The sequence below is a fragment of the Amycolatopsis thermalba genome (assembly GCF_003385215.1).
In the GTDB taxonomy this organism is placed as follows: domain Bacteria; phylum Actinomycetota; class Actinomycetes; order Mycobacteriales; family Pseudonocardiaceae; genus Amycolatopsis_E; species Amycolatopsis_E thermalba.
Genome location: NZ_PQHW01000046.1, coordinates 23,760 through 49,312 on the forward strand (window position 1 = coordinate 23,760; position 25,553 = coordinate 49,312).

Consider the following 25,553-nt stretch of genomic DNA (forward strand, 5'->3'; position numbering starts at 1 on the left):
CATGCCCCGCAGCGAGAACCGCTCGATCGCGAAAGTCGTCGGCGCGAGCCTCATCGGCACGACGATCGAGTGGTACGACTTCTTCCTCTACGGATCGGCCGCGGCACTGGTCTTCAACAAGCTGTTCTTCCCCGGCAGCGATCCGCTGACCGGCACGCTGCTGTCGTTCGCCACCTACGCGATCGGCTTCCTCGCCCGGCCGCTCGGCGGTCTGGTGTTCGGCCACTTCGGCGACCGCGTCGGCCGGAAGAAGCTGCTGGTGTTCAGCCTGCTGCTGATGGGCGGCTCGACGTGCGCGATGGGCCTGCTGCCGACCTACGCGGCGGTCGGCGTGGCCGCGCCGCTGCTGCTCACGGCGTTGCGGCTGGTCCAAGGCTTCGCGCTGGGCGGCGAGTGGGGCGGCGCGGTGCTCATCGTGTCCGAGCACGGCGACGACCGCCGCCGCGGGTTCTGGGCGTCCTGGCCGCAGTGCGGCGCGCCCGGCGGGAACCTGCTGGCCACCGCGGTGCTCGCGATCCTCGCCGCGGTGCAGTCCGACGCCGCGTTCACCTCGTGGGGCTGGCGCATCCCGTTCCTGCTCTCCGGTGTGCTGGTGATCATCGGCCTGTGGATCCGGCTCACCGTCACCGAGTCGCCGGTGTTCCTGGCCGCGCAGGAAAAGGCCCGTCAGCGCGGCGAGCAGCACCGCGCCCCCGCGGTCGAGGTCTTCCGCGGCGCGTGGCGGCGGGTGCTCATCACCATCGGCGCGCGCATGGCCGAGAACGTGTCCTACTACGTGCTGACCGCGTTCATCCTGGTCTACGTCACCGGCCCGCTCGGGCTGAGCAAGTCCACCGGTCTCAACGCGGTGCTCATCGGCTCGGCGATCCACTTCCTGACGATCCCGTTGTGGGGCGCGCTGTCGGACCGGATCGGCCGCCGCCCGGTGTACCTGTTCGGCGCGGTCGCGATGGCCGGCTGGGCGTTCGCGTTCTTCGCGCTGATGGACACCCGCTCGGCCGGGATGATCGTGCTCGCCGCGACGGTCGGCCTGGTGCTGCACGGCGCGATGTACGGCCCGCAGGCGGCGTTCTTCGCCGAGCAGTTCCCGACCCGCGTCCGCTACACCGGCCTGTCCATCGGCGGGCAGCTGTCCTCGATCGCCGCCGGTGCGCTGGCGCCGATCGTCGCGGTCGCGCTGTTCAGGGAGTTCGGCGGCACGCTGGCGGTCTCGCTGTACGTGGTCGCGATGTGCGTGATCACCGTGATCGCGGTGACCAGCGCGAAGGAGACCGCGGGCACCTCCCTGCACGACGAGGAGCCCGCGGCTGCCGCGGAACCGGTCGCGCGATGAGACCATGACGGTCGTGGACGACGACGTGCTCCGGCTGCTCGACCTGCTCGCCGGCGGGGCGAGCAGCGAGCAGCTGGCGCACGCCGGCGCCGCGCACCCCAAGGCCACCGAGCTGGCGCTGCGCATCCACGCCACCCTCACCGCGCACCGCCGCCGCGAGGCCGAGCTGACCGCGTTGTTCGACACGGCCAGCGACCTGGCCCGCCTGCGCGATCCGGACGCCGTGCTGCGGTCGATCGTGCGGCGGGCTCGCACGCTGCTCGGCGCGGACGTCTCCTACTTGAGCCTCAACGACGAAACCGCCGGGCGCACCTACATGCGTGTCACCGACGGATGCGTGTCGCCCCTGTTCAAGGAGGTCATCCTGGGCATGGGCGAAGGGCTCGGCGGACTGGTGGCGCAGAGCGCGCGTCCGTACGCGACGCCGGACTACTTCCGCGACGAGCGGTTCCTGCACACCACGCCGATCGACGACGCGGTCCGGGACGAGGGCCTGGCCGCGATCCTCGGCGTCCCGCTGTCGCTGGGCGGCACGGTGATCGGGGTGCTCTACGCCTCCGACCGCACGCCGCGCGACTTCACCCCGGACGAGGTCGCGTTGCTGTCCTCGCTGGCCGACCACGCGGTGATCGCGCTGGACAACGCCCGGCTGCTGGACGAGATCAGCTCGCACTCCGCGGCGATGCACCGCGCCGAGGAGGCGCACGACCGGCTGATGGACCTGGTCCTGCGCGGCGGCGACGTGCCGGAGGTGGCCGCCGCGGTGGCCGACGTCCTGCACGGCTCGATCGGGCTGTTCGACGCGGCAGGCGAGGAGCTGGCGCACGCCGGAACCGCCCCGCCCGCACCGGATCCGGACGTGGTCGCGGTGTCGCGGAGCACCGGGAGGTCGGTGGCCAGCGCCGGGTCGCTGGTGTGCGCGGTGCAGGCCGGGCCGGAGCTGCTCGGCAGCATCGTCCTGGCCGGGCGGGAGGCGTTGCTCGACGCGGACCGGCGGCTGTTCGAGCGGGCGGCCGTGGTGACCGCGCTGTTGCTGCTGCTGCGCCGGTCGGTCGCCAAGGCCGAGGAGGAGGTGCGCGGTGAGCTGCTGACCGACCTGCTCACCGCGCCGGACCGCAACCCGGGTGCGTTGCTCGCGCGGGCCGAACGGCTGGGCGTGGACCTCACCGAACCGCACGCGGTCCTGGTCGCGCACGCCGAATCGGTGTCGCGCGCCCGGCTGGCGGTGGCCGCGGCCCGGCACGCGACGCTGGCGGGCATCCACGCGGAGGAGGTCGTGCTGCTGGTCCGTGGCGAGCCGGACGCGGTGGCCTCCCGGATCGCGGCGGCGCTGACCGCCACGACGGACACGCCGGTGACGATCGGCGCGGCCGGCCCGGCCCGTGGACCGGCGGCGATCGCGGCGGCGCACGCGGAGGCGATCCGGTGCCTGCGGGCGTTGCTGGCGCTGGGCCGCTCCGGCGAGGGCGCCTCGGCCGCCGGGCTCGGGTTCCTCGGCGTGCTGCTCGGCGACCGCGGCGACCTCACCGGGTTCGTGCGGCGCACGATCGGCCCGGTGCTCGACTACGACGAGCGGCGCGGCACGGACCTGACCGGGACGCTGCGGGCGTACTTCGCCGCCGGTGGCAACCTGACCCGGGCGAAGGAGACGCTGCACGTGCACGTCAACACGGTGGTGCAGCGCCTGGACCGGGTGGCCACCCTGCTCGGCGGCGACTGGCACGAGCCGGGGCGGGCGCTGGAGATCCAGCTGGCGCTGCGGGTGCACACGCTTGACGGGGCGCCGGAGCGGGTAGCCGGGGGCCGACGAAGGGAGGCCTGATGAAGGTGACCGCGGGCGATCTGAAGGCGCTGCTGCGGGCCGGGAACGGCGCGCGGCTGGTCATGCAGGAAGGCAGCCTCGCGGTGCTGCCGGCCGAAGAGCTGCCCCGCCACGAGGGCGCGCTGACCGTCATCGAGCGCGAGGCGCTGCGGCAGCGGGTGGGCGAGGAGCCCGACGACCGCTCGCTCGACGAGCAGGCCGCGATCCTGTCCACCGAGATCGACACCCTCGGTGCTTGACGGCCCGTCACCGCGATCCGGCGGCCACCAGCCTCGCGGTGATCGGTTCGAGTTCGGCGATCAGCTCGTCGAGGTCGGCGAAGGACAGGGCGTCGTACGGCGGGGCGGCGAGTTCGTCGGTGAGGGCCTCGATGCGTTCCTTGGTCTCGCGGCCGGCGTCGGTGAACCGGCCGTCGGCGTCGAGGAGCCCGCGCTCGCGCAAGCCGGCCATGACCGCGGCCAGCCGCGCCTTCGGCAGGTGGTGGATGCGCCCGAACGACTCCGGCGGGTGAATGCCCATGTCCACCGCGCGAAGCACGTGGGCCTCCGTGCCACCGATGCCCGCGCCGAGGAGCGCGGCGATGTGCCCGTCCCCGCGGTGCTCGCGCAGCATGGTCGCGGAATGCCACAGCCGGGCGACCGGATCGCCCGGCACCGGGAGGGTGCGCATCCCGGCGTACATCACCCGGCCCGCGGTCGGCGCGCTCGTCGCGGCCTTGGTGGTCAGGTCGGCGGCGCGCACCAGGCCCGGGGAGCCGGCCGGCTCGTCACCGAGGATCCGCCGCAGGGAGGCCGCGCTGCCCCGCTCCCGCGCAGCGAGAGACGCCTCGGGCGAGGCCGTCTCCCACACGCCCGGGATGTGCCGCGCGGCTTCCCCCTCGGCGAAGCTGTAGAAGGCCGCGTGCACGACCTCCGCCGGCACCCGCCCCAGCGGCGCGGCGCGGCCGGCGAAGTAGCCGTCCCAGTAGGTGCGGTGGCCGAGCGCGGCCATCTCCTGGCGGCACTCCTCGGCGAAGTAGGCAGATCGGCTCCAGGAGCTCGAACGAGCGACGGGCGATGAGCACCACGTCCTCCGTCCTGCCCGCGGTGTCAGCGGGCGTACTCCGCCAGCGGGGGCTCCGCCGGAACGTGCGGGTACAGCGCGACCTGCGTCGCCACCACCGTCGCCATGCGGGCTTCGTGCACGGCGAGGAACGCCGGGTCCACGCCGGGCATCAGCAGGCGCGTGCAGACGTCCGCGGGCAGGCGCGCCGGGTCGGCCGGGCCGTCGTGCGTGAGCGCGTCCACCACCAGCGCGAACGCCACCCCGTCGGTGGTGCCGGTCGTGAGGTGGTCGGCCACGTGCGCGGGGCACACCTCCTGCAGACCGACGTTGCTGATCCGGCCCCGCCCGGTGTGCAGCGACGAGCTGCCGTAGTCGTCGAGGTTCGGCGCGACCACCTCGTCCAGGATCGTGTAGACGTTCGTGTAGTCGATGCCGGCCCAGGTCTCCGCGCCGCTGTTCAGCGCGGTCAGGAACGCCGAACCCGACCGCTGCTGCCAGAACGCGGGCGCGCACCCCGGCAGGCACACCGCGTGCGCCACCACGGTCCCGTGGTTGGACGGCGCCAGCCCGATCACGTCGCCCACCCGCGAGCGCGTGTCCGGCCAGTACTTCAGCGCCCAGCGCGGGATCATGCCGCCCTGGCTGTGCCCCACGATGTCCACGTCCCGCCCGGCGGCGGCGCTGACCGTGCGGATCGCGTGCACCACGTACTCGGCGGCGACCTGGATGTCGGCCATCCCGTTGTCCGGCAAGGCGACCGTGCAGAACGGCCGGCCCAAGGCGGTCAGCGCCGGGGCGTAGTTCCAGGCGAAGACCTCCGGCGTCAGCGTCGTCCCGGCCACCAGCAGGATCGGGTTGTGGCCGGACCCGTCGACATCACCGGTACACCCGACCGCCGCGTCCAGCGTGGCCTCGGGCACCCGCAGCGGCGGGCCGTCCGCGGCGGCGGCGTCGGCGGGCGCCAGGACCGAGCCCACGAGGACCAGCAGGGCGAGCAGCGAGCGCTTCATGACTGTCCTTCCGGCACACTCCGTCGTGTGGACCGAGGCGATCTTGTCACGACCCGGCCGCGGGAGGCGATTCCCCGGTGGTGAACGCCTTCGTGATCCGCGCGGCCCAGGTCTTCGACGGCGAACGCGCGCACCACGACCTGCCGGTGCTCGTCCGCGACGGGATGATCGAACGGGTCGGCGGGCCGGTGCCGGACCTGCCGGTCGTCGGCTCGCCCGGCACGCTGCTGCCCGGGCTGATCGACATGCACACCCACCTCTGTGGCGACGGCGGTTCCGGCGCGCTCGACCGCCTCGCGGGCTACACCGAGGACGAGCTGGACGACGTGATCGAGCGTGCGCTGCGGGTCCAGCTGGCCGCCGGGGTGACCAGCGTGCGGGATCTGGGCGATCGCCGGTACGCGACGCTGCGCTGGCGCGGCCGCCGAGCCCTGCCGACGATCGTCGCGGCGGGGCCGCCGATCACCAGCCGCGGCGGGCACTGCTGGAACATGGGCGGTGAGGCGAGCGGCGCCGACGAACTGCGTGCGGCCGTGGCGGAGCGGGCCGAGCGCGGGGTGGACGTCGTGAAGGTCATGGCCAGCGGCGGCGGCATGACGCCGGGTACCGACATCCTGGCCTGCCAGTTCACGCTCGCCGAGCTGCGGCTGGTCGTCGAGGAGGCCCACGCGGCCGGGCTGCCGGTGACCGCGCACGCGCACGGCACGCCGTCGGTGGAGCAGGCGGTGGCCGCGGGCGTGGACGGGATCGAGCACTGCAGCTGCCTGACACCCGCGGGCATCCGGATGAGCGACGAGCTGGCCGCCGCGATCGCCGCGCGCGGGATCACGGTGTGCCCGACGCTCGGCGCGATCGGCGAGATGACCCCGCCGCCCGCGCTGAAGGAGTTCCTGGAGCGGACGGGCTCGACGATCCGCGACCGGATCGGCCAGGTGGTGCGGATGGCCGAGGCCGGGGTGCGAATCGTGTCCGGCGGCGACTCGGGTATTTCGCCGGGCAAGCCGCACGGCATGCTCGCGGCGTCCGTGGAGTGGCTGGTGGACGGCGGAATCCCGGCGGAGGCAGCGCTGGCGTCGGCGACGTCGCTGGCGGCGGAGGTGGCGGGTTTGGCACGTAAGGGCCGCATCCGGCCGGGTTTCGACGCGGATCTGCTGTTGGTGGACGGCGACCCGTTGAGGGACATCACGACGTTGGCGCGCCCGGCGGGGGTGTGGCTGGCGGGCGCGCGGGTGCGGTGACCGGCGCGTCAAGTCGACCCGTGGTCAACTCCACGCGCGGAGCTTCTCCGGGTTGAGCACCGCCCAGATGCGCCGGATCTTCTCGTCCGCGATCTCGAACGCGTACACCGACACGGTGACGCCGTCCTGCTGGGCGACCAGGCCGGGCCGGCCGTTGACCGTGCGCTCCAGGAGCGTGTGCGCGCGGAACCGCTGCTCCAGGCGGATCAGCGAGCGCAGGATCCGCTCGGCGCCTTCGACCGGGCGCAGGACCGTGCTGACCAGACCGCCGCCGTCGCTGATCGCCGTCACGTCGGGGGCCAGCAGGCCGAGGAGGGCCTCGATGTCCCGGGCTTCCCACGCCTGCTTGAAGTCCTGGACGATCTGCGCCTGCCGGGACACCGGCGTGGCGGGGGCCTGCGCGTCGCGCACGCGGCGGCGGGCCGAGGAGGCCAGCTGGCGGCACGCGGCCGGGGTGCGGCCGACGATCTCGGCGATTTCGGCGAAGGAGTAGCGGAAGACGTCGTGCAGGATGAACGCCACGCGCTCGGCCGGGGTCATCGCATCGAGCACGACGAGGAAGGCCATGCTGACCGACTCGTCGAGCGTGACCCGGTCGGCGGGATCGGCGGGCCGCCACTCGGAACTGTCCGGCACCGGTTCGGGAACCCACTCGCCCACGTAGGTCTCGCGCCGGGCGCGGGCCGAGGACAGCACGTTGAGGCAGAGGCGGCCGGCGACCTTGGTCAGCCACGCGCCGGGGGAGACGATGGCCTCCTGATCCTCGCGGGACATCGCGTACCAGCGCGCGCAGGTCTCCTGGACCACGTCCTCGGCCTCCGCCAGGGACCCCAGGAGCCGGTACGCCAGGTTGATCAGCTGACGCCGCTCGCTCATGATCGCGGTCAGGCCGTCGTCCGGTTCGGTCATGTGTGCTCGGCTCCTCGGTCGCGTCCGTCTCCACCGGTCCGACCGGACAGCGGGGCGGAACGTCAGGCCTGACGTTTCGCGGCGGTGGGTGGTCGGTTCCCGCCTGCGGATGCGCGACGACGTCGACGTGACGCTGGTCAACCCCCGTCCGGCGTTCGTCGACCGCATCCGGCTGCACCAGTTCGTCGCCGGCACCGGCGAGGCCGCGGTGGACTACGACTCGATGCTGGACGACGGCGTCCACCTCGTGGTCGACACCGCCACCCGCATCGACACCGGCGCCCGCACGGTGGAGCTGGCCTCGGGCCGCGAGCTGGACTACGACTACGTGATCTACGCGGTCGGCAGCACCGCGGCGGTGCCGTCGGTGCCGGGCGCGGCCGAGTTCGCCGTCCCGCTCGCCGAACTCGAATCGGCACAGCGGGTGCGCGGCGAGCTGGACCAGCTGCGTGCCGATGCGCCGATCACGGTGGTCGGCGGCGGGCTGACCGGTATCGAGACGGCCGCCGAACTGGCCGAGCGGGGACGCCGGGTCACCCTGGTGTGCGGCGGCACCCTCGCGCCGTCGCTGGGCGCCGGGAGCCGCCGGTACATCGCCAAGTGGCTCGCCCGGCACGGGGTCACCGTGCTGGAGACCGTCGAGGTCGCCGAGGTCCGGCCGGACGCGGTCGCCTACACCGACGGCACGGTGCGCGCGAGCGCGCTGACCGTCTGGACCGCGGGTTTCGCCGTTCCGGAGCTGGCGGCCGCGAGCGGGCTGCGCACCGACGACCTCGGCCGTCTGCTCACCGACGAGACGCTGACCAGCCTCGACGACGACCGGATCGTCGCGGCCGGCGACGCCGCCGCGCCGTCGGGCCTGCCGTTGCGGATGAGCTGCCAGGCCGCCGCGCCGCTCGGGGCGCAGGCCGCCGACACCGTGCTGAGCCGCATCGCCGGGACCGAACCGCCGGTGCTGGACGTCGCGTTGGTGGGGTCGTGCGTCAGCCTCGGTCGGCACGCGGCCGTGCGGCAGTTCGCGCGCAAGGACGACACCGCGCTGAACTTCCAGGTCGGCGGCCGCCTCGGCGCGGCCTACAAGGAGCTGGCCTGCAAGCTCGGGGTGCTGAAGATCCGCCGCGAGGCGCGCAAGCCCGGTTCCCTGCGGTGGATCAAGGGCGGCCGTCGGGTCGCAGGCCCAGCGAGCGCAGCAGCGCCCGCAACTCCGACTCGTACAGCTTCGCCGGGTCGGTGACCTGCGGCCCGAGGTGGCCGTAGACCTCAAGGGAGATGAGGCCGTGCATCCGCCCCCAGGTCCGCAGGGACAGCGCGAGCACGCCGGGCGGCAGGCCGGGGAACTCCTCGCGCATGTGCTGGACCAGGGCGGGGCCGAAGTCCTCCCAGGTGAAGTCGTCGTCCGGGGCCTGGACCGTCGGCCAGGCCCCGGCGACCAGCTCGGTCAGCAGCGCGCACGCCCGGCGTTCCGCGTCCGCCGCGGCGCCGCCTTCCGGGGCGCGGTAGCCGGGCACCGGGTCGCCGTAGATGAGCCGGAAGCCCTCGGGGTTGGCCAGGGCCCACTCGCGCAGGGCGCGGCCCCACGCCAGGATCCGCCCGGCCGGGTCGTCCGCGGGCACGGCGTCGCGCGCGGCCTCGGCGGTGTCGACGAACGAGGTGTAGACGTCGGAGATCAGCGTGGTGATCAGGTCGTCGCGGGTGGGGTAGTAGCCGTAGATCGCGCCGGCCGTCATGCCCATTTCGCGGGCGATCGCGCGCAGTGAGATCGCGTCGGGGCCGCCCTTGGCCATCAGCTCCAGCGCGATCGTCTTGATCTCGCGTGCCGTCTCCGCCCGCAGCCGTTCCCGGCGGCTCGTCGTCGCTTCGCCCACCTTGACACTGTACGGCGTCGGCCTACTATTCGCCGTAGTGTTACTACACAGCGTGTAGTTAAGAAACGGAGTTCAGTATGGCAAGAGCAGTTCTGTTCGACCGGATCGGGGGTCCCGAGGTGCTGCGGATCGAGGACCGGCCGGTGCCCGAGCCCGGCCCGGGCGAGGTGCGCATCCGGGTGGACGCGATCGGACTCAACCGGGCCGAGGCGCTGTTCCGCGCGGGCACCTACTACGAGCAGACGATCCTGCCCGGCTCGCCGATCGGCTACGAGGCGGCCGGTGTGGTCGAAACGGGGGTCGAGGGCTTCCCCGAGGGCACCGAGATCAGCACCATCGCGTCGTTCTCGATGCGGCAGTACGGCGTGTACGGCGACCGGGTCGTGGTGCCCGTGTCGAGCCTGGTCCGCCGCGCGGTGGACGAGGTCACCGGCGCGTCGGTCTGGCTGACCCACCAGACCGCCTACGGCGCGCTGGTCGAGCGCGGCGGCCTGCGGCCCGGGGACACCGTGCTGATCACCGCCGCCTCCAGCGGCGTCGGCATCGCCGCGATCCAGATCGCCAACCACCTCGGCGCGGTGCCGATCGCCGTCACCCGCACCGGCGCCAAGCGTGACCAGCTGCTCGCGGCCGGCGCCGCGCACGTCGTCACGCTCGACTCGACGGACCTGGTCAAGGAGGTGCGGGAGCTGACCGGCGGCGCGGGCGCGACCCTGACCATCGACCCGGTCGGCGGCCCCGGCGTGGTGGACCTGGTCGAGGCCACCGCGGTGGGCGGGCTGCTGGTCGTCTACGGCTGGATGGGCGGTGCACCCACGCCGCTGCCGATGAACTGGGACCGGCAGGTCACCGTGTTCGGCTACGGCAACGGCAGCTACGTCACCCGCAACCCCGAACGGCGGCGCCGGTCGGAGCACTTCATCAACGCCGGCCTGCGCATCGGCACCCTGCGCCCGGCCGTGGACCGCGTGTTCGACGACCTGGCCGACATCGTCGAGGCCCACGCGCACCTCGAATCGAACGCGCAGGTGGGCAAGGTGGTGGTCCGCGTTCGTCACTGAGCGAGTGAACTCCGGCCCCCGCGGGTAGCCCTCCCGGCGAAGCGAAGGAGGTCACCGTGTCGACGGACAAGAAGGACGTCATCGCGTTGCTGGAGGACCAGCACCAGGAGATCCGCCGGTTGTTCGGCGTGGTCGAACGAGCCAAGGGGGACGAACGCAGGGACGCGTTCCGCGAGCTCGTGCGGCTGCTGTCGGTGCACGAGACCGCGGAGGAGGAACTGGTCCACCCCGAGGTGCGGCGCCAGGAGGGCGGCGAACCGATCGTCGAGGCCCGCGTGGGCGAGGAGCACCGCGCCAAGGAACTGCTGTCCACGTTGGACGACATGGGTCCGGACGCGGAGGGCTTCGACACCCTGCTGATCCAGCTCCGGGACGACGTGCTGGCCCACGCCGAGCACGAGGAGCGGCTGGAGTTCCCGCTGCTGCGCCAGGCCTACGACGCCAAGCGGCTGGAAGCGATGGCCGACACGGTGCGGGCGGCCGAGGCGGTGGCCCCGACCCGCCCGCACCCGGGAACGGAAAGCGCCGCGAAGAACATGCTGCTCGGCCCGCCGGCCGCCCTCATGGACCGAGCCCGCGACGCCATCCGCAGCGTGTTGAAGCGGTGAGTCCGGGGGCCGGCCGCCCGTCGCGGGCGGCCGGCCTGCCGGGGTCACAAACCGACCCGCACCACGCTGCCGCTGCCGGGCCCGCTCGGCGGGTTCGGGCACGCGGCGCAGTTCGACACGTACGCCTTGCCGTCGCGCAGCGCCAGGCCACCGGGCATCGTCAGCTCTTGCGTCACGATGTGCTGCGCGCCGTTGCGGCCGACCTGGATCAACGCGCCCGCCGGGTCGCCGCTGAGCAGGCCGTTGTGCGCGATCTCCAGCACGTACAGCTTCCCGTGCGAGAAACCGATGTCGATGATGTTGGTAAAGCCCTCCGCGTACACCTGCGGCGCCTTGCCCGGCGCCACCCGGTACACCCGCGCCGCGCCCTTCGGGAACGGGAAGCCGGTCAGTTCACCGACGTAGAGCGCACCGTCCGGCCCTAGCGCGACCGAGGTCGGCACGGACTGCATCGGGATCTTCGTGCCGGGTGGCAGGCCGAGGAACGGTGGCGCGTCGACCATCCGTTCGGGGAACGTCGCGATGGTCAGGATCCGGCCCTTCTCCGGGACCCAGAGCAGGGAGTTGCCGCCGGCGTCGACCACCACGCGACCGCCGGGCAGGGCGAGGACCGAGTTCGGGTTGCTGTCCGGCTCGCCGCCGTCGGGGTTGGCGGTCGCCTCGTAACCGGCGATGTCGGCGACCGGTTTGCCGTTGCGCAGCAACCACCCCAGGTACTGCTGCCCCTTCGGCGGCAGGTTCGTGCGCACCGCGGGGTCGGCCCCCAGGCCCACGGTGACGTACATGTTGCCCTTGCCCAGGAACGAGACGTCCGACGGGCCGATCGCGCCGGAACCGTCGCGTGCGGCGATCGACGGCAGCCCGGTCAGGACGCGGTTCTGCTGCCCGCGGTGGATCCGGGTCACCGCACCCGACTCGCCGTAGCAGACCTCGTCACCCTCCGGACCCGCCATGCACGGACCGGCGCCCCCGCGGCCGGCTTCCGCGACGTACAGGGCCCCGTCCGGGGAGAACGCGAGCCCGCGCGGGCTGTTCAGGCCTTCGGCCACTGTGGACACCGTGCCGCCGGCCTGCGCGTTCAGCGGTACCAGTGTCACCGCCATCGCGGTGGCGGCCGTCAGCAGGATTCGGGATGTCTTCATACGCCCGTCCTTTCACGACGATGGGCCCCCCTTCCGGAGACGGAATCGCGCGAACGAACGTTACGACGAGATTTCGGTTGAGGGCGCAAGTAAACGCGCAGCCGTTGCGTCGGGATTTCCACGAACAGCCAGGACAACAGCCCGCACGCGTACGCCAGCGGCAGCGCCAGCGCCATCAGCAGGTAGGAGTTGCGCACCCCGGCGAACACGATGAGTTGCTGCACCGGCATCGCCCAGATGTACATACCGTAGCTGCCGTACACCCACTTGTCGTACCGGGCCAGGCGGCGCGGCCAGTGGTGCGCCCACACGATGGCGCCGTACCCGGCGGCGAACGGCAACACGAACCGCGCGGCCGGCTGCAGGACGGGCACGAAGTTGACCACCAGGTACACGGCCACGCCCGCGTACGCGGCGGCCCGCGACAGCGGGATCGTGCCGTGGTAACGGTGCATCACCATGCCGATGACGAACGCGACCCCGAACGCGACCATCGCGCCCACCGGCACCGACAGCAGTGACCCGCCGCGACCCTGGAACGTGTGGGTGGCGCCGAGGAAGGCGTCCAGCACGATGATCCCGGCCAGCAGCGCGAACAGGCCGACGCGGGCACGGCTGAGCAGACCGGTCAGTCCCGCGACGAGGACCAGCGCGTAGCCGGTGGTCTCCATCGGCAGCGTCCACAGTGACCCATTGGCCGACCACGGGTACGGGTTTTCCGCGAACACGCCGGGAAGCAGGTGCTGCAACGGGTACAGCGCCGCGTTGTGCACCACGTAACCCCAGGTCGCCGTGTCCGTCCAGTACTCGGCGGCGTCGAGCACGGTGACCAGTGGGCCGATCACGAACGCGGTGACCATGACGACGACGAGCAGCGGGGGCCAGATCCGCAGCACCCGCTTGGCGACGTAGCGCCACCACGACGCGTCGCGCGTCCAGCTGTCGGTGATCTGGAACCCGCTCATCGCGAAGAAACCCATGAGCGCGAAGTAACCGGGGGACAGGTCCCAGCTCGCCGGCAGGATCGTCAGCCGCTGCGGGTCGACGAGCGGGAACGAGTGCTCGACGACGACCATGCTCGCGCCGATGAGCCGCAGCCACGCGAACCCGGTCTCGGCCTTGGCGTACTTCGCGGGGCGGATCTCCTGCGTGCGCTCCGCGGCGTTGTCGGCCGGCACCACGTCAGCCCAGCAACTCGGTCAGCGCGGCGCGCGCGACGTCCGGCCCGAACTGCGCGGCCACCGCGGCCTGCCCGGCCCGGGACAGCCGGAGCCAGAGCGCGTCATCGGTCAGCAGCGACACGATTCCGGCGGCGATCTCCTCGGCCTTGTCCCCGACGAGGACCTCCGCGCCGTCGCGCAGCCGCATGCCCTCGAACGCCAGCGTCGTGCCGACCACCGGGACGCCCGCGGCCAGGCTCTCGCCGACCTTGCCCTTGACCCCGGCGCCGAACCGCAGCGGCGCGACCGACAACCGGGCGGTGTCGTAGAGCGCGGCGAGGCCGGGGACCCAGCCGCGGAACTTCACGCCGTGGCCGTCCAGCACGCGCAGCTCGTTCGTCGGGTCGTGCCCGACGACGTCCAGCACGGCGTCCGGCACCTGGCGGCGCACCAGCGGCCAGATCTCCCCGGCCAGCCAGTAGGCCGCGTCGCGGTTGGGCGGGTGCTCGAAGCTGCCGACGAACAGCACGCCGGGCCGCCCGTCCGGGCTCGCCTCCGGCCCCGGACTGTGCACATTGGACAGCACGCTGACCGGCGCGCCCGGCGCGAGGCCGGCCAGCAGGTCCCGTTCGGCCTCGGACACCACGAGCGTGCGGTCGCAGGCCCGCACCAGCGCCAGTTCCAGCTCGCGGTAGAGCTTCGCGCGCTGGTGCAGCATCGCCGAGGTCTCCGGCGCGCCGCCCAGCCGCTCGACCAGCTCGGCCTCCCGGGACAGGCGCACGAAGTGCAGGTCGACGGTGTCGAACACGATCCGCGCCTGGGGCGCGCAGATCCGCAGCCGGTCGGCCAGGTGCCAGGCCACGGTCGGCCGGGACAGCAGCGCCAGCCGGATGTGCTTGCCCGCCTCGTGCAGGAACTGCTCCCGCAGGCCGTCGTCGGCGAGCACGGTGATCCCGGCGCGGTGCAGCTGGTCCAGGTAGGCGGGGTCGGACGGCGGGCCCATCGGGCAGAACACCACGCGGTGGCCGAGCGCGACCAGCTCGTCCAGCAGGCACCGCAGCCGCACCGAGCCGGAGTCGCGGTCCGGCGTGGGCACGGTGACGTCGGCGACCAGCACCAGATCGCCGTCGCGCTGGGTCCGTCCCGGCACGCGCTGGCGGGCGATCCACAGCGGGGTGCCCGGATCGGCCTGCCCGCTGAGCGCGTCCACCCACTTCTCCGCGAAGACCCGGTGGTTGATCTCCTGGAACCGCTTGACCCCCTGCGTCACGTCGGTGCCGTGCGAGACGCCCTCGTGGTGGACGACGACCGCGTCCGGCACCACCACGGTGCGGTATCCCGCGGCGCGGACGGCGAAGGCCAGGTCGGTGTCCTCGTAGTAGGCGGGGGAGTAGCGCTCGTCGAACCCGCCGAGGCGTTCCCACAGGTCCCGGCGCACCAGGATCGCCGCGCCGGAGCAGTAGTCGACGTCGCGAACGGCCTGGTAGCGCAGGTCGTCGGGGTTGTCGCCGTGGCCGTAGTTGGCGGCGCTGCCGCCGGCGAACACGATGCCGCCGCACTCCTGCAGCCTGCCGTCCGGGTAGACCAGTTTCGCCCCGGCCAGGCCGATCCGCTCGTCGCCGCGGACGACCTCGGTGAGCGCGTCCAGCCAGCCGGGCCGGACCTCGGTGTCGTTGTTGAGCAGCACCAGCAGCTCACCGCGGGCCTGCGCGGCGCCGAGGTTCACCGCGCGCAGGAACCCCAGGTTCTCCGGGGTGCGCACGAGCCGGACGCCGGGGCACGCGGCGAGCTGCTCGGCCGAATCGTCGGGCGAGGCGTCGTCGACCACCACGACCTCGAACGGGACGCGCGTGCCGCTGTCCTCGATCGCCTGCAGGCAGCGGCGGGTGTAGCTCCACTGGCCGTGCACCGGGACGACGATGCTGACCAGCGGGTCGTCGCTGGTCGACACCGTGACCGGGCCTTCGGTGGCGCGCCGCCGCGGCCGGTACCGCTCGATGACCTTGCGGTACTTGGGGCCGCCGTCGTCGCTGGTGAGCCGCTCGATCTCGGCGCGCAGCGGTGCGGCGGCACGCTCGGCGGCGGCGCCGAGCAACGTGAGCTGCGGGTCGAGCATCGTCGCGGCGGCCGGCACCTCAACCGGGTTGTCGGAGGCGATGCCGACGAGGTAGGTGTGGGGCGCGCCGGTGCCGACCGACCAGCTGTCCTCGCCCGTGCGGCGTAGCTGCTGGGACAGCACCGGGCCGTGCTCGCGGTCGCCGGTCAGCACCGAGCCGACCGCCACGTTCTGCCGCAGCACCGTCACGTGCCGGAACGACGCGCCGAGCAGCGCGCGGAACTGCGGTTCGGTCAACTCCTTGACGTGGAAGGGGTTCTCGTTGCCGTGCTCGTGCGTGTAGACCAGCACGTCCGGGGTGCTGGTGAAGAAGACGCCGCCGGGGGCGAGCCGGGCGCGCACCAGTGCCATCAGCTCGTCCTGCTCCGCGACGTGTTCGAGCGCCTCGAAACAGGTGATGACGTCGAACCGCCCGGCGTCGGCGAGCAGGTCTGGGTCGGTCATCGAACCGGTGGTGAACCGCAGGTTGGGCCGGCCGCCGTAGCGCGCGCGGGCGTGTTCCACGGTGGCTTCGTCGATGTCGACGCCCACCACCTCGGCGGCGTGGGTGGCCAGGAGCGCGCTGCCGTACCCCTCGCCGCTGGCGAGGTCGAGCACGCGGCGGCCGAAGGCGTAGCGGGCGGCGAGGGCGTAGCGGTGGTAGTGCTCGTAGATCACCTGGATGTCGTCGGTCCAGGGCACGCAGCGCTCACCGGTCCAGTCGATCCCCCGAGGTCCCGCCATGAGCCGGAAGGCTACCGGTACTGCGGCCGTGGGTGATACTGATGCCCGGTAACCTGCGGCGGGGAGGGAATTACTGACGGTGTCCAGTGACGTCCGCCGGCAGCGCCGGGAGCTGACGCTCGGGATCGCGATCATCGTGGTGCTGATGCTCGGTCTCGCCGTGTCCGCCACTGGTTACCTCCTCACCCGCAACGCCGGCCCCGCCGACGCGCCGGACGCGAAACCGGCGCCCGCGCACAGCGCGCTGGCCCTCGTCGAACCGCCCGGCACGCCCGGGCCGAGCGGGCCGTTCGCGCTCGCCGCGCTGCGCAGCACGGTGTCGCTGCCGCAGCCGATGGTCGACGTGCTGACCACGGCCGGGATGCGTGACGGGGTGCGCAAGACGGCCGTGCGGGCCGAGGTGACGATCGGGTTGTACGCGCTGGTGACCGGCGACCCGCGGGCCGCGGTGCGGGCCTACGGCGCGGGGGTGGAGCTGCAGGGGCTGGTCGCGGACCGCGATCTGTCGCTGGAGGGCGTCACGGTGTACGGGACGCCGGTCGGCGCGCCGCTGGCCCGCTTCGGCGCGGCGTACGTGCTCTACGACCGCGTGGTGGTCGTCGAAACGGCCGGCCCCGGCGACGCGGCGCACGACGTGTTCCGCGCGACGCTGGACCGGCAGATCGAGCTGGCCCCGCCGAGCGAGCGGTGAGAACGGCCCGCACGACGCGGGGCTCGCCCTGCTCCGTTGTCATCGCGCCGACCGCGTCGACGTAGGCGTTGCCCGCGTCGTCCCGCAGGTGGGCGGGAAGCAGGTAGCCGGCGACGAGCTCGCTGCCCGGCGCGAGCCGTCCCAGGGCGGTCAGGGTGGCGTCGAGCCGGTCTCGGGCGAGATCGACCGGGAGGTACGTCGCGGCCGCGGCGGTGCGCGGAACAGTCAGTTCCGGAAGGCCCGTGCGATCACGGTCCGGTGTGGACGGTCAATCCCAGGCGCTCAACCGGAGTGAGCTTTCGAAGCGGTGCTTGGCGCCGGTCAGCGGATCGGTGAACGCGAGCACCTTCGCCAGCAGCTGCAGCGGGCGGCGGAAGTCGCCGGGCGGCACCTCCCGCACCTCCGGGTAGAGCGGATCGCCCAGGATCGGGATGCCCAGGGAGTTCAGGTGCACCCGCAGCTGGTGCGTGCGGCCGGTCTCCGGCACCAGCCGGTAGCGGCCCAGCCCGTCGCGGTGTCCGAGCAGCTCCACGTGCGTCCGCGCGTTCACCGGGCCGGGCAGCTCCCGCGCGGTCAGCACGCCGCGCTTCTTCACGATCCGGCTCTCCACCGTGCGCGGCAGCACCAGGTCCGGGTCGTACCGCGCGATGGCCTCGTATTCCTTGTGCACCAGGCGATCCCGGAACAGGTTCTGGTACGCGCTGCGGTGCGCCGCGGTCTTGACGAACATCAGCACGCCCGCCGTCAGCCGGTCCAGCCGGTGCGCGGGGGAGAGGTCCGGCAGGTCCCGCGTGTGCCGCAGGCGCACCAGCGCGGTCTCCCGCACGTGCCCGCCACGCGGGGTGGTCGCCAGGAAGTGCGGCTTGTCGACCACCAGCAGCACGTCGTCCTCGTGCAGCACGGTCAGCTCGAACGGCACCGGCACCTCGTCGCCGCGGTCGCGGTGGAACCACAGGAACGTGCTGGGGGTGAACGGTGTCCGGGCGTCGATCGGCCCGTCGACGCCGACGATCGCGCCCTCGGTGAGCATCGCGTCGATCACCGCCGGGTCCAGCTTGGTCAGCTTCCGCACCAGGTAGTCGCGGATGGTGTCCCACGGGCCGTCCGGCGGGGTCCGGATGCGTGCCGCGTTCACCCCGTCACGCGGCGGCAACGGGGACGGGGGCGGCTTGCGTCTCATCGGTCAGCACTGTAGCGAGGGGCGACCGCGCGGGCCGCCACCACCGCCAGTGCGGCGACCAGCGCGAACAGCACGAAGCCGGTCGGATAGGCCAGCGCCGCGGCCAGTTGCGCCCCGACCGCGCCCCCGGCCGTCCGCGCGATCGTGTTCACCCCGGTCGCCATGCCGGTGTGCCGCGGCTCGACGGCGTCCACCACGAGGTTCCCCAGCGCCGCGAAACACAGCCCGTATCCCGCGCCCACCAGCACGTTCGCCACGTACACCGACCACAGCGCGTCGTGCACGCAGGCCAGCAGCGCCAGCGCCGCCACCGCCAGCCCGGCGCCGAGCCGCACGGCCGTCCGCCCGCCGAGCCGCGGCGCGAGCGGGGTCGCGACCAGCATCACGACCGCCATCGGCACCAGGACCAGGCCGGCCGCGGTCGCCGACTTCCCGAACACCGCCGGGTCCTGCACGAGCCGGGGCAGCATCGTGACCGCGCCGAACATGGCCGCCGCGATGACCGCCGTGACGCCGTTCACCGTCGCCACCGTGCGACGGCGCAGCAGCCGCACCGCCACCAGCGGCTGGGCGATCCGCAGTTCCGCCACGGTGAACGCGGCGAACAACGCGAGCGCCGCGGCGGCCAGCGGCACCACGACGGCCAGAGGCCAGACGCGGGACTCGCTGATCGCCAGCAGCAGGCATGCCAGCGCGCCGGCCAGCAGGACCGCGCCGGTGACGTCCATGCGCCCGCCGCCCGTCGCGGCGTCCCGCGGCGTCAGCGCGCCCAGCACCACCGCGACCAGGGCGAGCGCGAGCAGCGGCCAGAACAGCCACGCTGTGCCCCACGCGTCCCGCACCGGGCCGGCGACCACCATCCCGGCCGAGCCGCCGAGGCCGAACATCGCCGACAGCGCCGCGATGGTCTGCGGCCGCCGCGGCTGCTCGACGGTCTGCCGGACCAGGCCGAACGCGACCGGGAACACCCCGGCCGACACCCCCGAGACCGCGCGCCCGGCGAGCAGCAGCGGGAACGAGCGGCTCACCGCGCAGACGACCGTCCCGGCGGCGAAGACACCGAGGCAGGTCAGCAGCACCCGCCGGTACCCGAACAGGTCGCCGAGCCTGCCCGCGACCGGATTGGCCACCGCGGCCGCGAGCATGAACGCGGTGAGCGCCCAGGTGACGGCGCTCGCCGGGACGTGGTTCTCCCGGGCGATCGCGGGCAACACCGCGATGACGATGGTCTGGGCCGTGCTCGCCACGAAGGCGGCCAGCAGCACGGCGGGCAGCACGAAACGCCGCATGTGACAGGTCCTCCCCAGTGTCCACAATGGTCTTGAGTGGACGAGTTGGGGCACTCGTGTGGCACAGCTACCGCTGGCCCACTCGGGTGGCCGCCACTGGTCCACGCATGCGCCCATGACTGGCCCACTCGTCCGCTCACGAGAGGCCCTTTCGGGCTGCCATGAGATGCCCGCTCGCATGGCCACGGCAGGCCCACTCGCGCGGCCACGAGCGGTCCACTCGTGCGGCACCGCTACCACTGGCCCACTCACGCCGCCACCACTGGCCCACTCGTGCACCCACGAACCGCCCACTCGTCCGCGCACGACAGGACCTCTCGGGCCGCCATGACATGCTCTCTCGCACGGCCACCACTGGCCCTCTCGCGCGGCCATGACTGGTCCACTCGCGCGGCACGGCCACCACTGGCCCTCTCGCGCGGCCATGACTGGTCCACTCGCGCGGCACGGCCACCACTGGCCCTCGCGCGCGGCCATGACTGGTCCACTCGCGCGGCACGGCCACCACTGGCCCTCGCGCACGGCCATGACCGATCCACTCGCACGGCCACCACTGGCCCACTCACGCGACCACCACTGGTCCACTCATGCACCGATGACTGGCCCACTCGTCTGCCCACGACAGCCTCTCTCGGGCCGCGTTGAGATGCCCGCCCGCGCGGCCATGGCAGGCCCTTTCGGGCTGCCATGAGATGCCCGCTCGCATGGCCACCACTGGCCCTCTCGCACGGCCATGACTGGTCCACTCGCGCGGCACACGCACCACTGGCCCACTCGCGCCGCCACCACTGGCCCACTCACGCGACCACCACCGGCCCACTCATGCCCCCACGAACCGGCCCGCTCGTCCGCTCACGACAGGCCCTTTCGGGCTGCCATGAGATGCCCACTCACACGGCCACCACTGGCCCTCTCGCGCGGCCATGACTGGTCCACTCGCGCGGCACACCCACCACTGGCCCACTCACGCCGCCACCACTGGCCCTCTCGCACGGCCACGAGCGGCCCACACGCACCGCCACCACACGTCCACTCGCTCGGCCACCAACCGTACCCACTTGCGGACACTGTCCGCAAGCACGTTCCGCGCGCGGCGCAGTACGGTGCGGGCGTGTCCAGCGAACGTCGAGCGTGGGGAAGCCTGGAGCGGGAGCAGATCGTCGTGGCGGCGGTCGCCCTCGCCCGCCGCGAGGGGCTCGGCGCGCTGACCATCCGGCGCCTCGCCGCCGAGGTGGGCGCGTCCCGCATGGCGCTCTACCGCCATGTGCCCGACAAGGAGGCGCTGCTCGGCCTGGTCGCCGACGCCATCGCCGCCGACCACGTCCGCCCCGCGGAAGCCGGCGACGGCCCGTGGCCGGACCGGCTGCGTGCGCTCGCTCACGGCATGCGCCGCGAACTGCGCGCCTACCCCGGCTTCGCCGAACTGATCATGACCCGCAGCAACCACGGCCCCGGCGGGCTGCGGCTGGCCGAGACCATCGCGGAGATCCTCGCCGCCGCCGGCCTCGACGAACCCGCCCAGGCGCGCTTCTACCTGGTCTTCCTGGACGTCGTGCTGGGCCGCGCGCACCGCGAGGTGCACGGCGACCCCACGACGCCGGAACGCAACGCCCGCATCTTCGAAGCAGCACAGGCCGGCTCGGCAGCGCCTACACTGAAAGCACTGGTACCGCACCTGCGCGCCGCCACCGCCGACGAGGTCTTCGACACCGAGCTCGACATGCTCGTCGGCGCGATCCACGCCGCACGGCGGCAGTAGGCCACAATCCCCGGGATTGTCGGTGCCCTCCGTTACCCTGCACAAGCGCGGCGCCGAGGTGCCGCCCCACCCCAATCGCTACTGGGAGAGAAGAACCTGTGACTGCTTCTGCTGAGCCTCTCTACGGGGCCGACGACCTTACCCACCTGGAAGGCCTGGAAGCGGTCCGGAAGCGCCCCGGCATGTACATCGGGTCGACCGACAGCCGCGGCATCAACCACCTGTTCACCGAGATCGTCGACAACTCGACCGACGAGGGTGTCGCAGGTCACGCCACGAAGGTCGTCGTCACGCTGCACGCCGACGGCAGCGTCCAGGTCGACGACGACGGCCGCGGCATCCCGACCGGTGTGCACGCCAAGTCCGGTCTGTCCGGCGTCGAGCTGGTGCTCACCCGGCTGCACGCGGGCGGCAAGTTCGGCGGTTCCGGCTACAAGACCTCGGGTGGCCTGCACGGTGTCGGCGCCTCGGCGGTCAACGCGCTGTCGCACCGCTTCGACGTGACGGTCCGCAACGGCGGCAAGGTGCACGAGATGTCGTTCGCGCACGGCACGCCGGGCGTCTTCGACGGGCCGGGCCCGAAGGCGAAGTTCACGCCGCAGCCCGGGTTGCGCATCACGGGCAAGATGAAGCGCGGCGAGCGCACCGGCACGTCGATCCGCTACTGGCACGACGCGCGGTACTTCGAAAAGGGCGCGGAGCTCGACGTCGAGCAGGTGCGCACGAAGCTGTGCAACACGGCGTTCCTCGTGCCGGGCGTGACGTACGTGCTGCGCACCGCCACCGAGGGGTCGATCAGCGAGGAGACCTTCCACTTCCCCCACGGCCTGGCCGACATGGTGGAGTTCCTCGCGCCGTCGGACGAGAAACCGGTGTCCGGCACGCTGATCATCCGGGGCGAGGGCGCGTACAAGGAGAACGCGGCCGATGCCAACGGCGTCATGCGGTCCAATGTGGAGCGTCACGCCGAGGTCGAGATCGCGCTGCGGTGGGGCACCGGGTACGAGCGCACGGTCGAGTGCTTCACCAACACGATCCGCAACGTGCACGGCGGCACGCACCGCCGCGGCTTCGACCGCGGCGCCACGAAGTCGTTGCAGGAAGCCATTTCCCGCACCCGCGGCCTGCTCAAGGCCAAGGAGGACCTGCCCACGCTCGACGACGTGCTCGAGGGCATGACGGCGGTCATCCACGTGCGCATCCCGGAGCCGCAGTTCACCTCGCAGACCAAGGACGAGCTGTCCACGTCCGGCATCACGCGCGTGGTGCAGGGTGTCGTCGAGCGGCACCTCAAGGAGTGGACCGAGAACCGCAAGACCAAGGCCGAGGCCAAGGTTGTGCTGCAGAAGATCGTCGACGCCGCGCGCGTGCGGCTGACGCAGAAGCAGCAGAAGGACGCGGCGCGCCGCAAGACCGCGCTGGAGGGCGCGGCGATGCCGCCGAAGCTCGTCGACTGCCGCACCACCGGCATCTCGCGCAGCGAGCTGTTCCTCGTCGAGGGTGACAGCGCGCTCGGATCGGCCCGGATGGCGCGGGTGTCGGAGTACCAGGCGCTGCTGCCGTTGCGCGGCAAGATCCTCAACGTGCAGAAGGCCTCGCTCGGTGACACGTTGAAGAACGCCGAGATCGCCTCGATCGTGCAGGTGCTCGGCGCCGGCACCGGGCGCACCTTCGACCTGTCCGCGATGCGCTACGGCCGGGTCATCCTGATGGCCGACGCCGACGTCGACGGCTCGCACATCCGCACGCTGCTGATCACGTTGTTCGCCAAGTACATGCGCCCGGTGATCGAGGACGGCAGGTTGTTCGCCGCGATGCCGCCGCTGCACAAGATCGTCACGAAGGGCCGCAACCCGGAGACCATCTTCACCTTCACCCAGCGCGAGATGGAGCAGAAGGTCGCCGAGCTGGAGGCCGCCGGCAAGCAGATCGTCAAGCCGGTCCCGCGGTTCAAGGGCCTGGGCGAGATGGACGCCGACGAGCTGTGGGAGACCACGATGAACCCGGCGACCCGCTCGGTGCGGCGCATCACCCTGGACGACGCCGAGGCCGCGGAGGCCGCGCTCGAACTGCTGATGGGGGAGAAGGTCGAACCCCGCCGCAACTGGCTCGTCGAATCCGCCGCCCGCGTGGACCGCGAAGCGATCGACGTCTGAGTTTTCCCGAGGAGACAACAGCAATGGCACGCCGATCCAAAACCGCCGTGACCCGGGTCGATCCGGCCGCGTTCGACCAGGCGGGCGCGCAGGTCTTCGAGAACCCGGTCAAGACCGAGATCGAGGACTCCTACCTGGAGTACGCCTACTCGGTCATCCACTCCCGGGCGCTGCCCGACGCGCGGGACGGCCTGAAGCCGGTGCACCGCCGGATCCTGTTCGCCATGAACGAGGCCGGCTACCGGCCCAGCCACGCGTACGTGAAGTCCTCGCGCGTGGTCGGCGACGTGATGGGCCGCTACCACCCGCACGGCGACACGGCGATCTACGACGCGATGGTCCGCCTGGCGCAGGACTTCTCGATGAACGCGCCGCTCATCGACGGGCACGGCAACTTCGGTTCGCCGGACGACGGCCCGGCCGCGTCCCGGTACACCGAGGCCCGCATGTCGCCCGAGGCGATGCTGCTCGTCGGTGAGCTGGGTGAGGAGACGGTCGACTTCCGGCCGAACTACGACGGTTCGCTGATGGAGCCGTCGGTGCTGCCCGCCGCGTACCCGAACCTGCTGGTCAACGGCACGTCGGGCATCGCGGTCGGGATGGCGACCAACATGATCCCGCACAACATGGGCGAGGTCATCGCGGCCGCGCGGTGGTTGATCAACCACCCGGCCGCGACGCTGGACAAGCTGATGGAGTTCGTGCCGGGCCCCGACCTGCCGACCGGCGGGATGCTGCTGGGCCTGGACGAGGTGCGCAAGGCGTACGAGACCGGCCGCGGCGTGGTCCGCATGCGCGCCAAGGTCGAGATCGGCCCGCTGCCCGGCAGCCGCGGCCGCCAGGCGATCACGGTCACCGAGCTGCCCTACGGCGTCGGGCCGGAGAAGGTGATCGAGAAGATCACCGAGGAGGTCAACAAGTCCAAGCGGCTCACCGGGATCGCCGACGTCAAGGACCTCACCGACCGCGAGAACGGCACGCGGCTGGTCATCGAGTGCAAGGTGGGCGTCAACCCGCAGCCGCTGCTGGCCGACCTGTACCGGCTCACGCCGCTGGAGCAGTCGTTCGGCATCAACAACCTCGTGCTCGTCGACGGCCAGCCGCAGACGCTGGGGCTCAAGCAGCTGCTCGAGGTGTTCCTGGACCACCGCTACGAGGTGGTCACGCGGCGCACGAAGTACCGCCGCCGCAAGCGCGAGGAACGGCTGCACCTGGTCGAGGGTCTGCTGATCGCGCTGCTGGACATCGACAAGGTGATCCGGCTGATCCGCAACAGCGACGACGCCGCGCAGGCCAAGGACGGCCTGATGAAGCGGTTCAAGCTGTCCGAGATCCAGGCCACCTACATCCTGGACACGCCGCTGCGCCGGCTCACCAAGTACGACAAGCTCGAACTCGAGGACGAGCAGGAGAAGCTACGCGCCGAGATCGCCGAGCTGACCAGGATCCTCGAGGACGACAAGGAACTGAAGAAGGTCGTCTCGGCCGAGCTGGCCAAGATCGCCAGGGACTTCAAGACCGAGCGGCGCACCGCGCTGATCGACGGTGACCTCAAGGAGGTGCTGGCCGCGTCGAAGCCGGCCGGTCCGCTGGAGGTCGCCGACGACCCGTGCCAGGTGATCCTGTCCGCCACCGGGCTGGTGGCGCGCACGGCGGCGGAGTCGGAGGAGGCGCCGGAGGGCCGCCGCCGCAACGGCCGGGTGAAGCACGACGCGGTCGCGGCGATGGTGCACTCGACGGCGCGCGGCCAGGTCCTGCTGGTCACCAGCCGGGGCCGCGCCTTCAAGACGGACGTGCTGCCGTTGCCGGTGCTGCCGGAGCAGAGCGGCACGGTGTCGCTGCGCGGTGGGATGGCCGCGCGCGAGCTGGTGCCGCTGGACAAGGGCGAGAAGGTCATCGGGATCGCGCCGCTGGGTGAGCAGGCCGCCGGGTCGCCGGGGCTCGCGCTCGGCACGCGGCAGGGCGTGGTGAAGGTGGTGGCGCCGGACTGGCCGGTGCGCTCGGACGAGTTCGAGATCATCGGGTTGAAGGACGGCGACGAGGTGGTCGGCGCGGTGTGGCTGGCCGACGGCGAGGAGACGTTCGCGTTCCTGTCCTCGGACGCGTCGCTGCTGCGGTTCCCGGCTTCGCTGGTGCGGCCGCAGGGGTTGAAGGGCGGCGGCATGGCGGGCATCAAGCTCGCCGGTGACGCCGAGGTGGTGTTCTTCGGGGCGATCCGGACGGACGACGCGGAGCACGGCGACCCGATGGTGGTGACGGCCACGGGGGCGAGCGTGAAGATGACGCCGTTCGCCGAGTACCCGGCGAAGGGCCGCGCGACCGGCGGTGTGCGGGCGCACCGCTTCCTGAAGGGGGAGACGCGGCTGACGGTCGGCTGGGTCGGCCCACGCCCAGCCGCGGCGTCGAAGACCGGCGACCCGGTGGAACTCCCGGAGCCCACCCCCCGC

19 protein-coding genes and 1 pseudogene are annotated in these 25,553 nt (G+C 72.5%); 11 read left to right on the forward strand and 9 right to left on the reverse strand.

Annotated features, from left to right (window positions below; translation table 11 throughout):
- Position 1: 1 nt before the first annotated feature.
- From D0D15_RS19215 to D0D15_RS19225, 3 genes are read left to right on the forward strand one after another with little or no spacing between them, the layout of a single operon-like run.
- On the forward strand, positions 2-1,333 hold the full coding sequence (locus tag D0D15_RS19215) for an MFS transporter (protein WP_094006656.1): 1,332 nt from the start codon (positions 2-4) through the stop codon (positions 1,331-1,333).
- A gap of 4 nt (positions 1,334-1,337) precedes the next feature.
- A complete protein-coding gene (locus tag D0D15_RS19220; protein ID WP_094006655.1) occupies positions 1,338-3,155 on the forward strand; it encodes a helix-turn-helix domain-containing protein in 1,818 nt (605 codons plus the stop codon).
- Positions 3,155-3,394 carry a hypothetical protein gene (locus tag D0D15_RS19225; protein WP_094006654.1) on the forward strand — a complete coding sequence of 80 codons (240 nt, stop codon included), beginning with the start codon at positions 3,155-3,157 and terminating at the stop codon, positions 3,392-3,394. Before D0D15_RS19220 ends, D0D15_RS19225 begins: the two co-directional genes overlap by 1 nt.
- A gap of 7 nt (positions 3,395-3,401) precedes the next feature.
- Here D0D15_RS19225 and D0D15_RS19230 read toward each other — a convergent pair.
- Positions 3,402-4,218: pseudogene (locus D0D15_RS19230) on the reverse strand (SCO6745 family protein).
- 25 nt (positions 4,219-4,243) lie between these two features.
- The gene (locus D0D15_RS19235; protein WP_115944627.1) at positions 4,244-5,209 is read right to left on the reverse strand and encodes an esterase/lipase family protein; all 966 of its coding nucleotides are present in this window, start codon (positions 5,207-5,209) and stop codon (positions 4,244-4,246) included.
- Positions 5,210-5,289: 80 nt separating this feature from the next.
- Between D0D15_RS19235 and D0D15_RS19240 the strand changes: the two genes are divergently transcribed.
- Positions 5,290-6,447, forward strand: a complete 1,158-nt coding sequence (locus D0D15_RS19240) for a metal-dependent hydrolase family protein (protein WP_233157360.1) — start codon at positions 5,290-5,292, stop codon at positions 6,445-6,447.
- Positions 6,448-6,471: 24 nt separating this feature from the next.
- Here the strand turns inward: D0D15_RS19240 and sigJ are convergent, their stop codons facing one another.
- Complete coding sequence (gene sigJ / locus D0D15_RS19245) at positions 6,472-7,356, reverse strand: RNA polymerase sigma factor SigJ (protein ID WP_094006651.1); 885 nt, start codon at positions 7,354-7,356, stop codon at positions 6,472-6,474.
- A gap of 88 nt (positions 7,357-7,444) precedes the next feature.
- On the opposite strand from sigJ, the gene D0D15_RS19250 reads away from it, so the two are divergent.
- On the forward strand, positions 7,445-8,590 hold the full coding sequence (locus D0D15_RS19250) for an NAD(P)/FAD-dependent oxidoreductase (RefSeq protein WP_233157359.1): 1,146 nt from the start codon (positions 7,445-7,447) through the stop codon (positions 8,588-8,590).
- On the opposite strand, the gene D0D15_RS19255 is transcribed toward D0D15_RS19250, so the two are convergent.
- Entirely contained in the window at positions 8,508-9,221 is a 714-nt protein-coding gene (locus tag D0D15_RS19255; RefSeq protein ID WP_094006650.1) for a TetR/AcrR family transcriptional regulator, read from the reverse strand. The two genes, D0D15_RS19250 and D0D15_RS19255, sit on opposite strands and share 83 nt — an antisense overlap.
- Positions 9,222-9,298: 77 nt before the next feature.
- On the opposite strand from D0D15_RS19255, the gene D0D15_RS19260 reads away from it, so the two are divergent.
- Together D0D15_RS19260 and D0D15_RS19265 are read left to right on the forward strand one after the other, a co-directional pair.
- Positions 9,299-10,282 (forward strand): zinc-dependent alcohol dehydrogenase family protein, encoded by a 984-nt coding sequence (locus D0D15_RS19260; RefSeq protein ID WP_094006649.1) that lies wholly within the window; start codon positions 9,299-9,301, stop codon positions 10,280-10,282.
- A gap of 56 nt (positions 10,283-10,338) precedes the next feature.
- On the forward strand, positions 10,339-10,890 hold the full coding sequence (locus D0D15_RS19265) for a hemerythrin domain-containing protein (protein ID WP_094006648.1): 552 nt from the start codon (positions 10,339-10,341) through the stop codon (positions 10,888-10,890).
- A 44-nt stretch (positions 10,891-10,934) separates the two neighbouring features.
- On the opposite strand, the gene D0D15_RS19270 is transcribed toward D0D15_RS19265, so the two are convergent.
- From D0D15_RS19270 to D0D15_RS19280, 3 genes are read right to left on the reverse strand one after another with little or no spacing between them, the layout of a single operon-like run.
- Entirely contained in the window at positions 10,935-12,032 is a 1,098-nt protein-coding gene (locus D0D15_RS19270) for a ScyD/ScyE family protein (RefSeq protein ID WP_094006647.1), read from the reverse strand.
- Positions 12,029-13,210, reverse strand: coding sequence for an acyltransferase family protein (locus D0D15_RS19275; RefSeq protein WP_094006731.1), 1,182 nt, complete (start codon positions 13,208-13,210; stop codon positions 12,029-12,031). Before D0D15_RS19275 ends, D0D15_RS19270 begins: the two co-directional genes overlap by 4 nt.
- Positions 13,211-13,214: 4 nt before the next feature.
- Entirely contained in the window at positions 13,215-16,031 is a 2,817-nt protein-coding gene (locus D0D15_RS19280; protein WP_233157358.1) for a glycosyltransferase, read from the reverse strand.
- A 79-nt stretch (positions 16,032-16,110) separates the two neighbouring features.
- On the opposite strand from D0D15_RS19280, the gene D0D15_RS19285 reads away from it, so the two are divergent.
- The gene (locus D0D15_RS19285) at positions 16,111-16,722 is read left to right on the forward strand and encodes a hypothetical protein (RefSeq protein ID WP_094006646.1); all 612 of its coding nucleotides are present in this window, start codon (positions 16,111-16,113) and stop codon (positions 16,720-16,722) included.
- A 268-nt stretch (positions 16,723-16,990) separates the two neighbouring features.
- Here D0D15_RS19285 and D0D15_RS19295 read toward each other — a convergent pair whose 3' ends face one another.
- Together D0D15_RS19295 and D0D15_RS19300 are read right to left on the reverse strand one after the other, a co-directional pair.
- Positions 16,991-17,902 (reverse strand): pseudouridine synthase, encoded by a 912-nt coding sequence (locus tag D0D15_RS19295; RefSeq protein ID WP_094006645.1) that lies wholly within the window; start codon positions 17,900-17,902, stop codon positions 16,991-16,993.
- The gene (locus D0D15_RS19300; RefSeq protein ID WP_162830609.1) at positions 17,899-19,191 is read right to left on the reverse strand and encodes an MFS transporter; all 1,293 of its coding nucleotides are present in this window, start codon (positions 19,189-19,191) and stop codon (positions 17,899-17,901) included. Before D0D15_RS19300 ends, D0D15_RS19295 begins: the two co-directional genes overlap by 4 nt.
- Before the next feature lie 1,111 nt (positions 19,192-20,302).
- On the opposite strand from D0D15_RS19300, the gene D0D15_RS35990 reads away from it, so the two are divergent.
- The 3 genes from D0D15_RS35990 to D0D15_RS19315 form a co-directional block, all read left to right on the forward strand.
- Complete coding sequence (locus tag D0D15_RS35990) at positions 20,303-20,950, forward strand: TetR/AcrR family transcriptional regulator (RefSeq protein WP_244214973.1); 648 nt, start codon at positions 20,303-20,305, stop codon at positions 20,948-20,950.
- A 98-nt stretch (positions 20,951-21,048) separates the two neighbouring features.
- Positions 21,049-23,106, forward strand: a complete 2,058-nt coding sequence (locus tag D0D15_RS19310; RefSeq protein WP_094006642.1) for a DNA gyrase/topoisomerase IV subunit B — start codon at positions 21,049-21,051, stop codon at positions 23,104-23,106.
- A 23-nt stretch (positions 23,107-23,129) separates the two neighbouring features.
- A partial coding sequence (locus D0D15_RS19315) for a DNA gyrase/topoisomerase IV subunit A (protein ID WP_162830611.1) occupies positions 23,130-25,553 on the forward strand: 2,424 nt, incomplete at its 3' end.

Bases quoted from the DNA above. Each gene is read 5' to 3' on its own strand.
- D0D15_RS19235 (WP_115944627.1), bottom strand. From the start codon at position 5,209: ATGAAGCGCTCGCTGCTCGCCCTGCTGGTCCTCGTGGGCTCGGTCCTG.
- D0D15_RS19220 (WP_094006655.1), top strand. From the start codon at position 1,338: ATGACGGTCGTGGACGACGACGTGCTCCGGCTGCTCGACCTGCTCGCC.
- D0D15_RS19225 (WP_094006654.1), top strand. From the start codon at position 3,155: ATGAAGGTGACCGCGGGCGATCTGAAGGCGCTGCTGCGGGCCGGGAAC.
- D0D15_RS19280 (WP_233157358.1), bottom strand. From the start codon at position 16,031: ATGGCGGGACCTCGGGGGATCGACTGGACCGGTGAGCGCTGCGTGCCC.
- D0D15_RS19270 (WP_094006647.1), bottom strand. From the start codon at position 12,032: ATGAAGACATCCCGAATCCTGCTGACGGCCGCCACCGCGATGGCGGTG.
- D0D15_RS19260 (WP_094006649.1), top strand. From the start codon at position 9,299: ATGGCAAGAGCAGTTCTGTTCGACCGGATCGGGGGTCCCGAGGTGCTG.
- D0D15_RS19215 (WP_094006656.1), top strand. From the start codon at position 2: ATGCCCCGCAGCGAGAACCGCTCGATCGCGAAAGTCGTCGGCGCGAGC.
- sigJ (WP_094006651.1), bottom strand. From the start codon at position 7,356: ATGACCGAACCGGACGACGGCCTGACCGCGATCATGAGCGAGCGGCGT.
- D0D15_RS19300 (WP_162830609.1), bottom strand. From the start codon at position 19,191: ATGCGGCGTTTCGTGCTGCCCGCCGTGCTGCTGGCCGCCTTCGTGGCG.
- D0D15_RS19295 (WP_094006645.1), bottom strand. From the start codon at position 17,902: ATGAGACGCAAGCCGCCCCCGTCCCCGTTGCCGCCGCGTGACGGGGTG.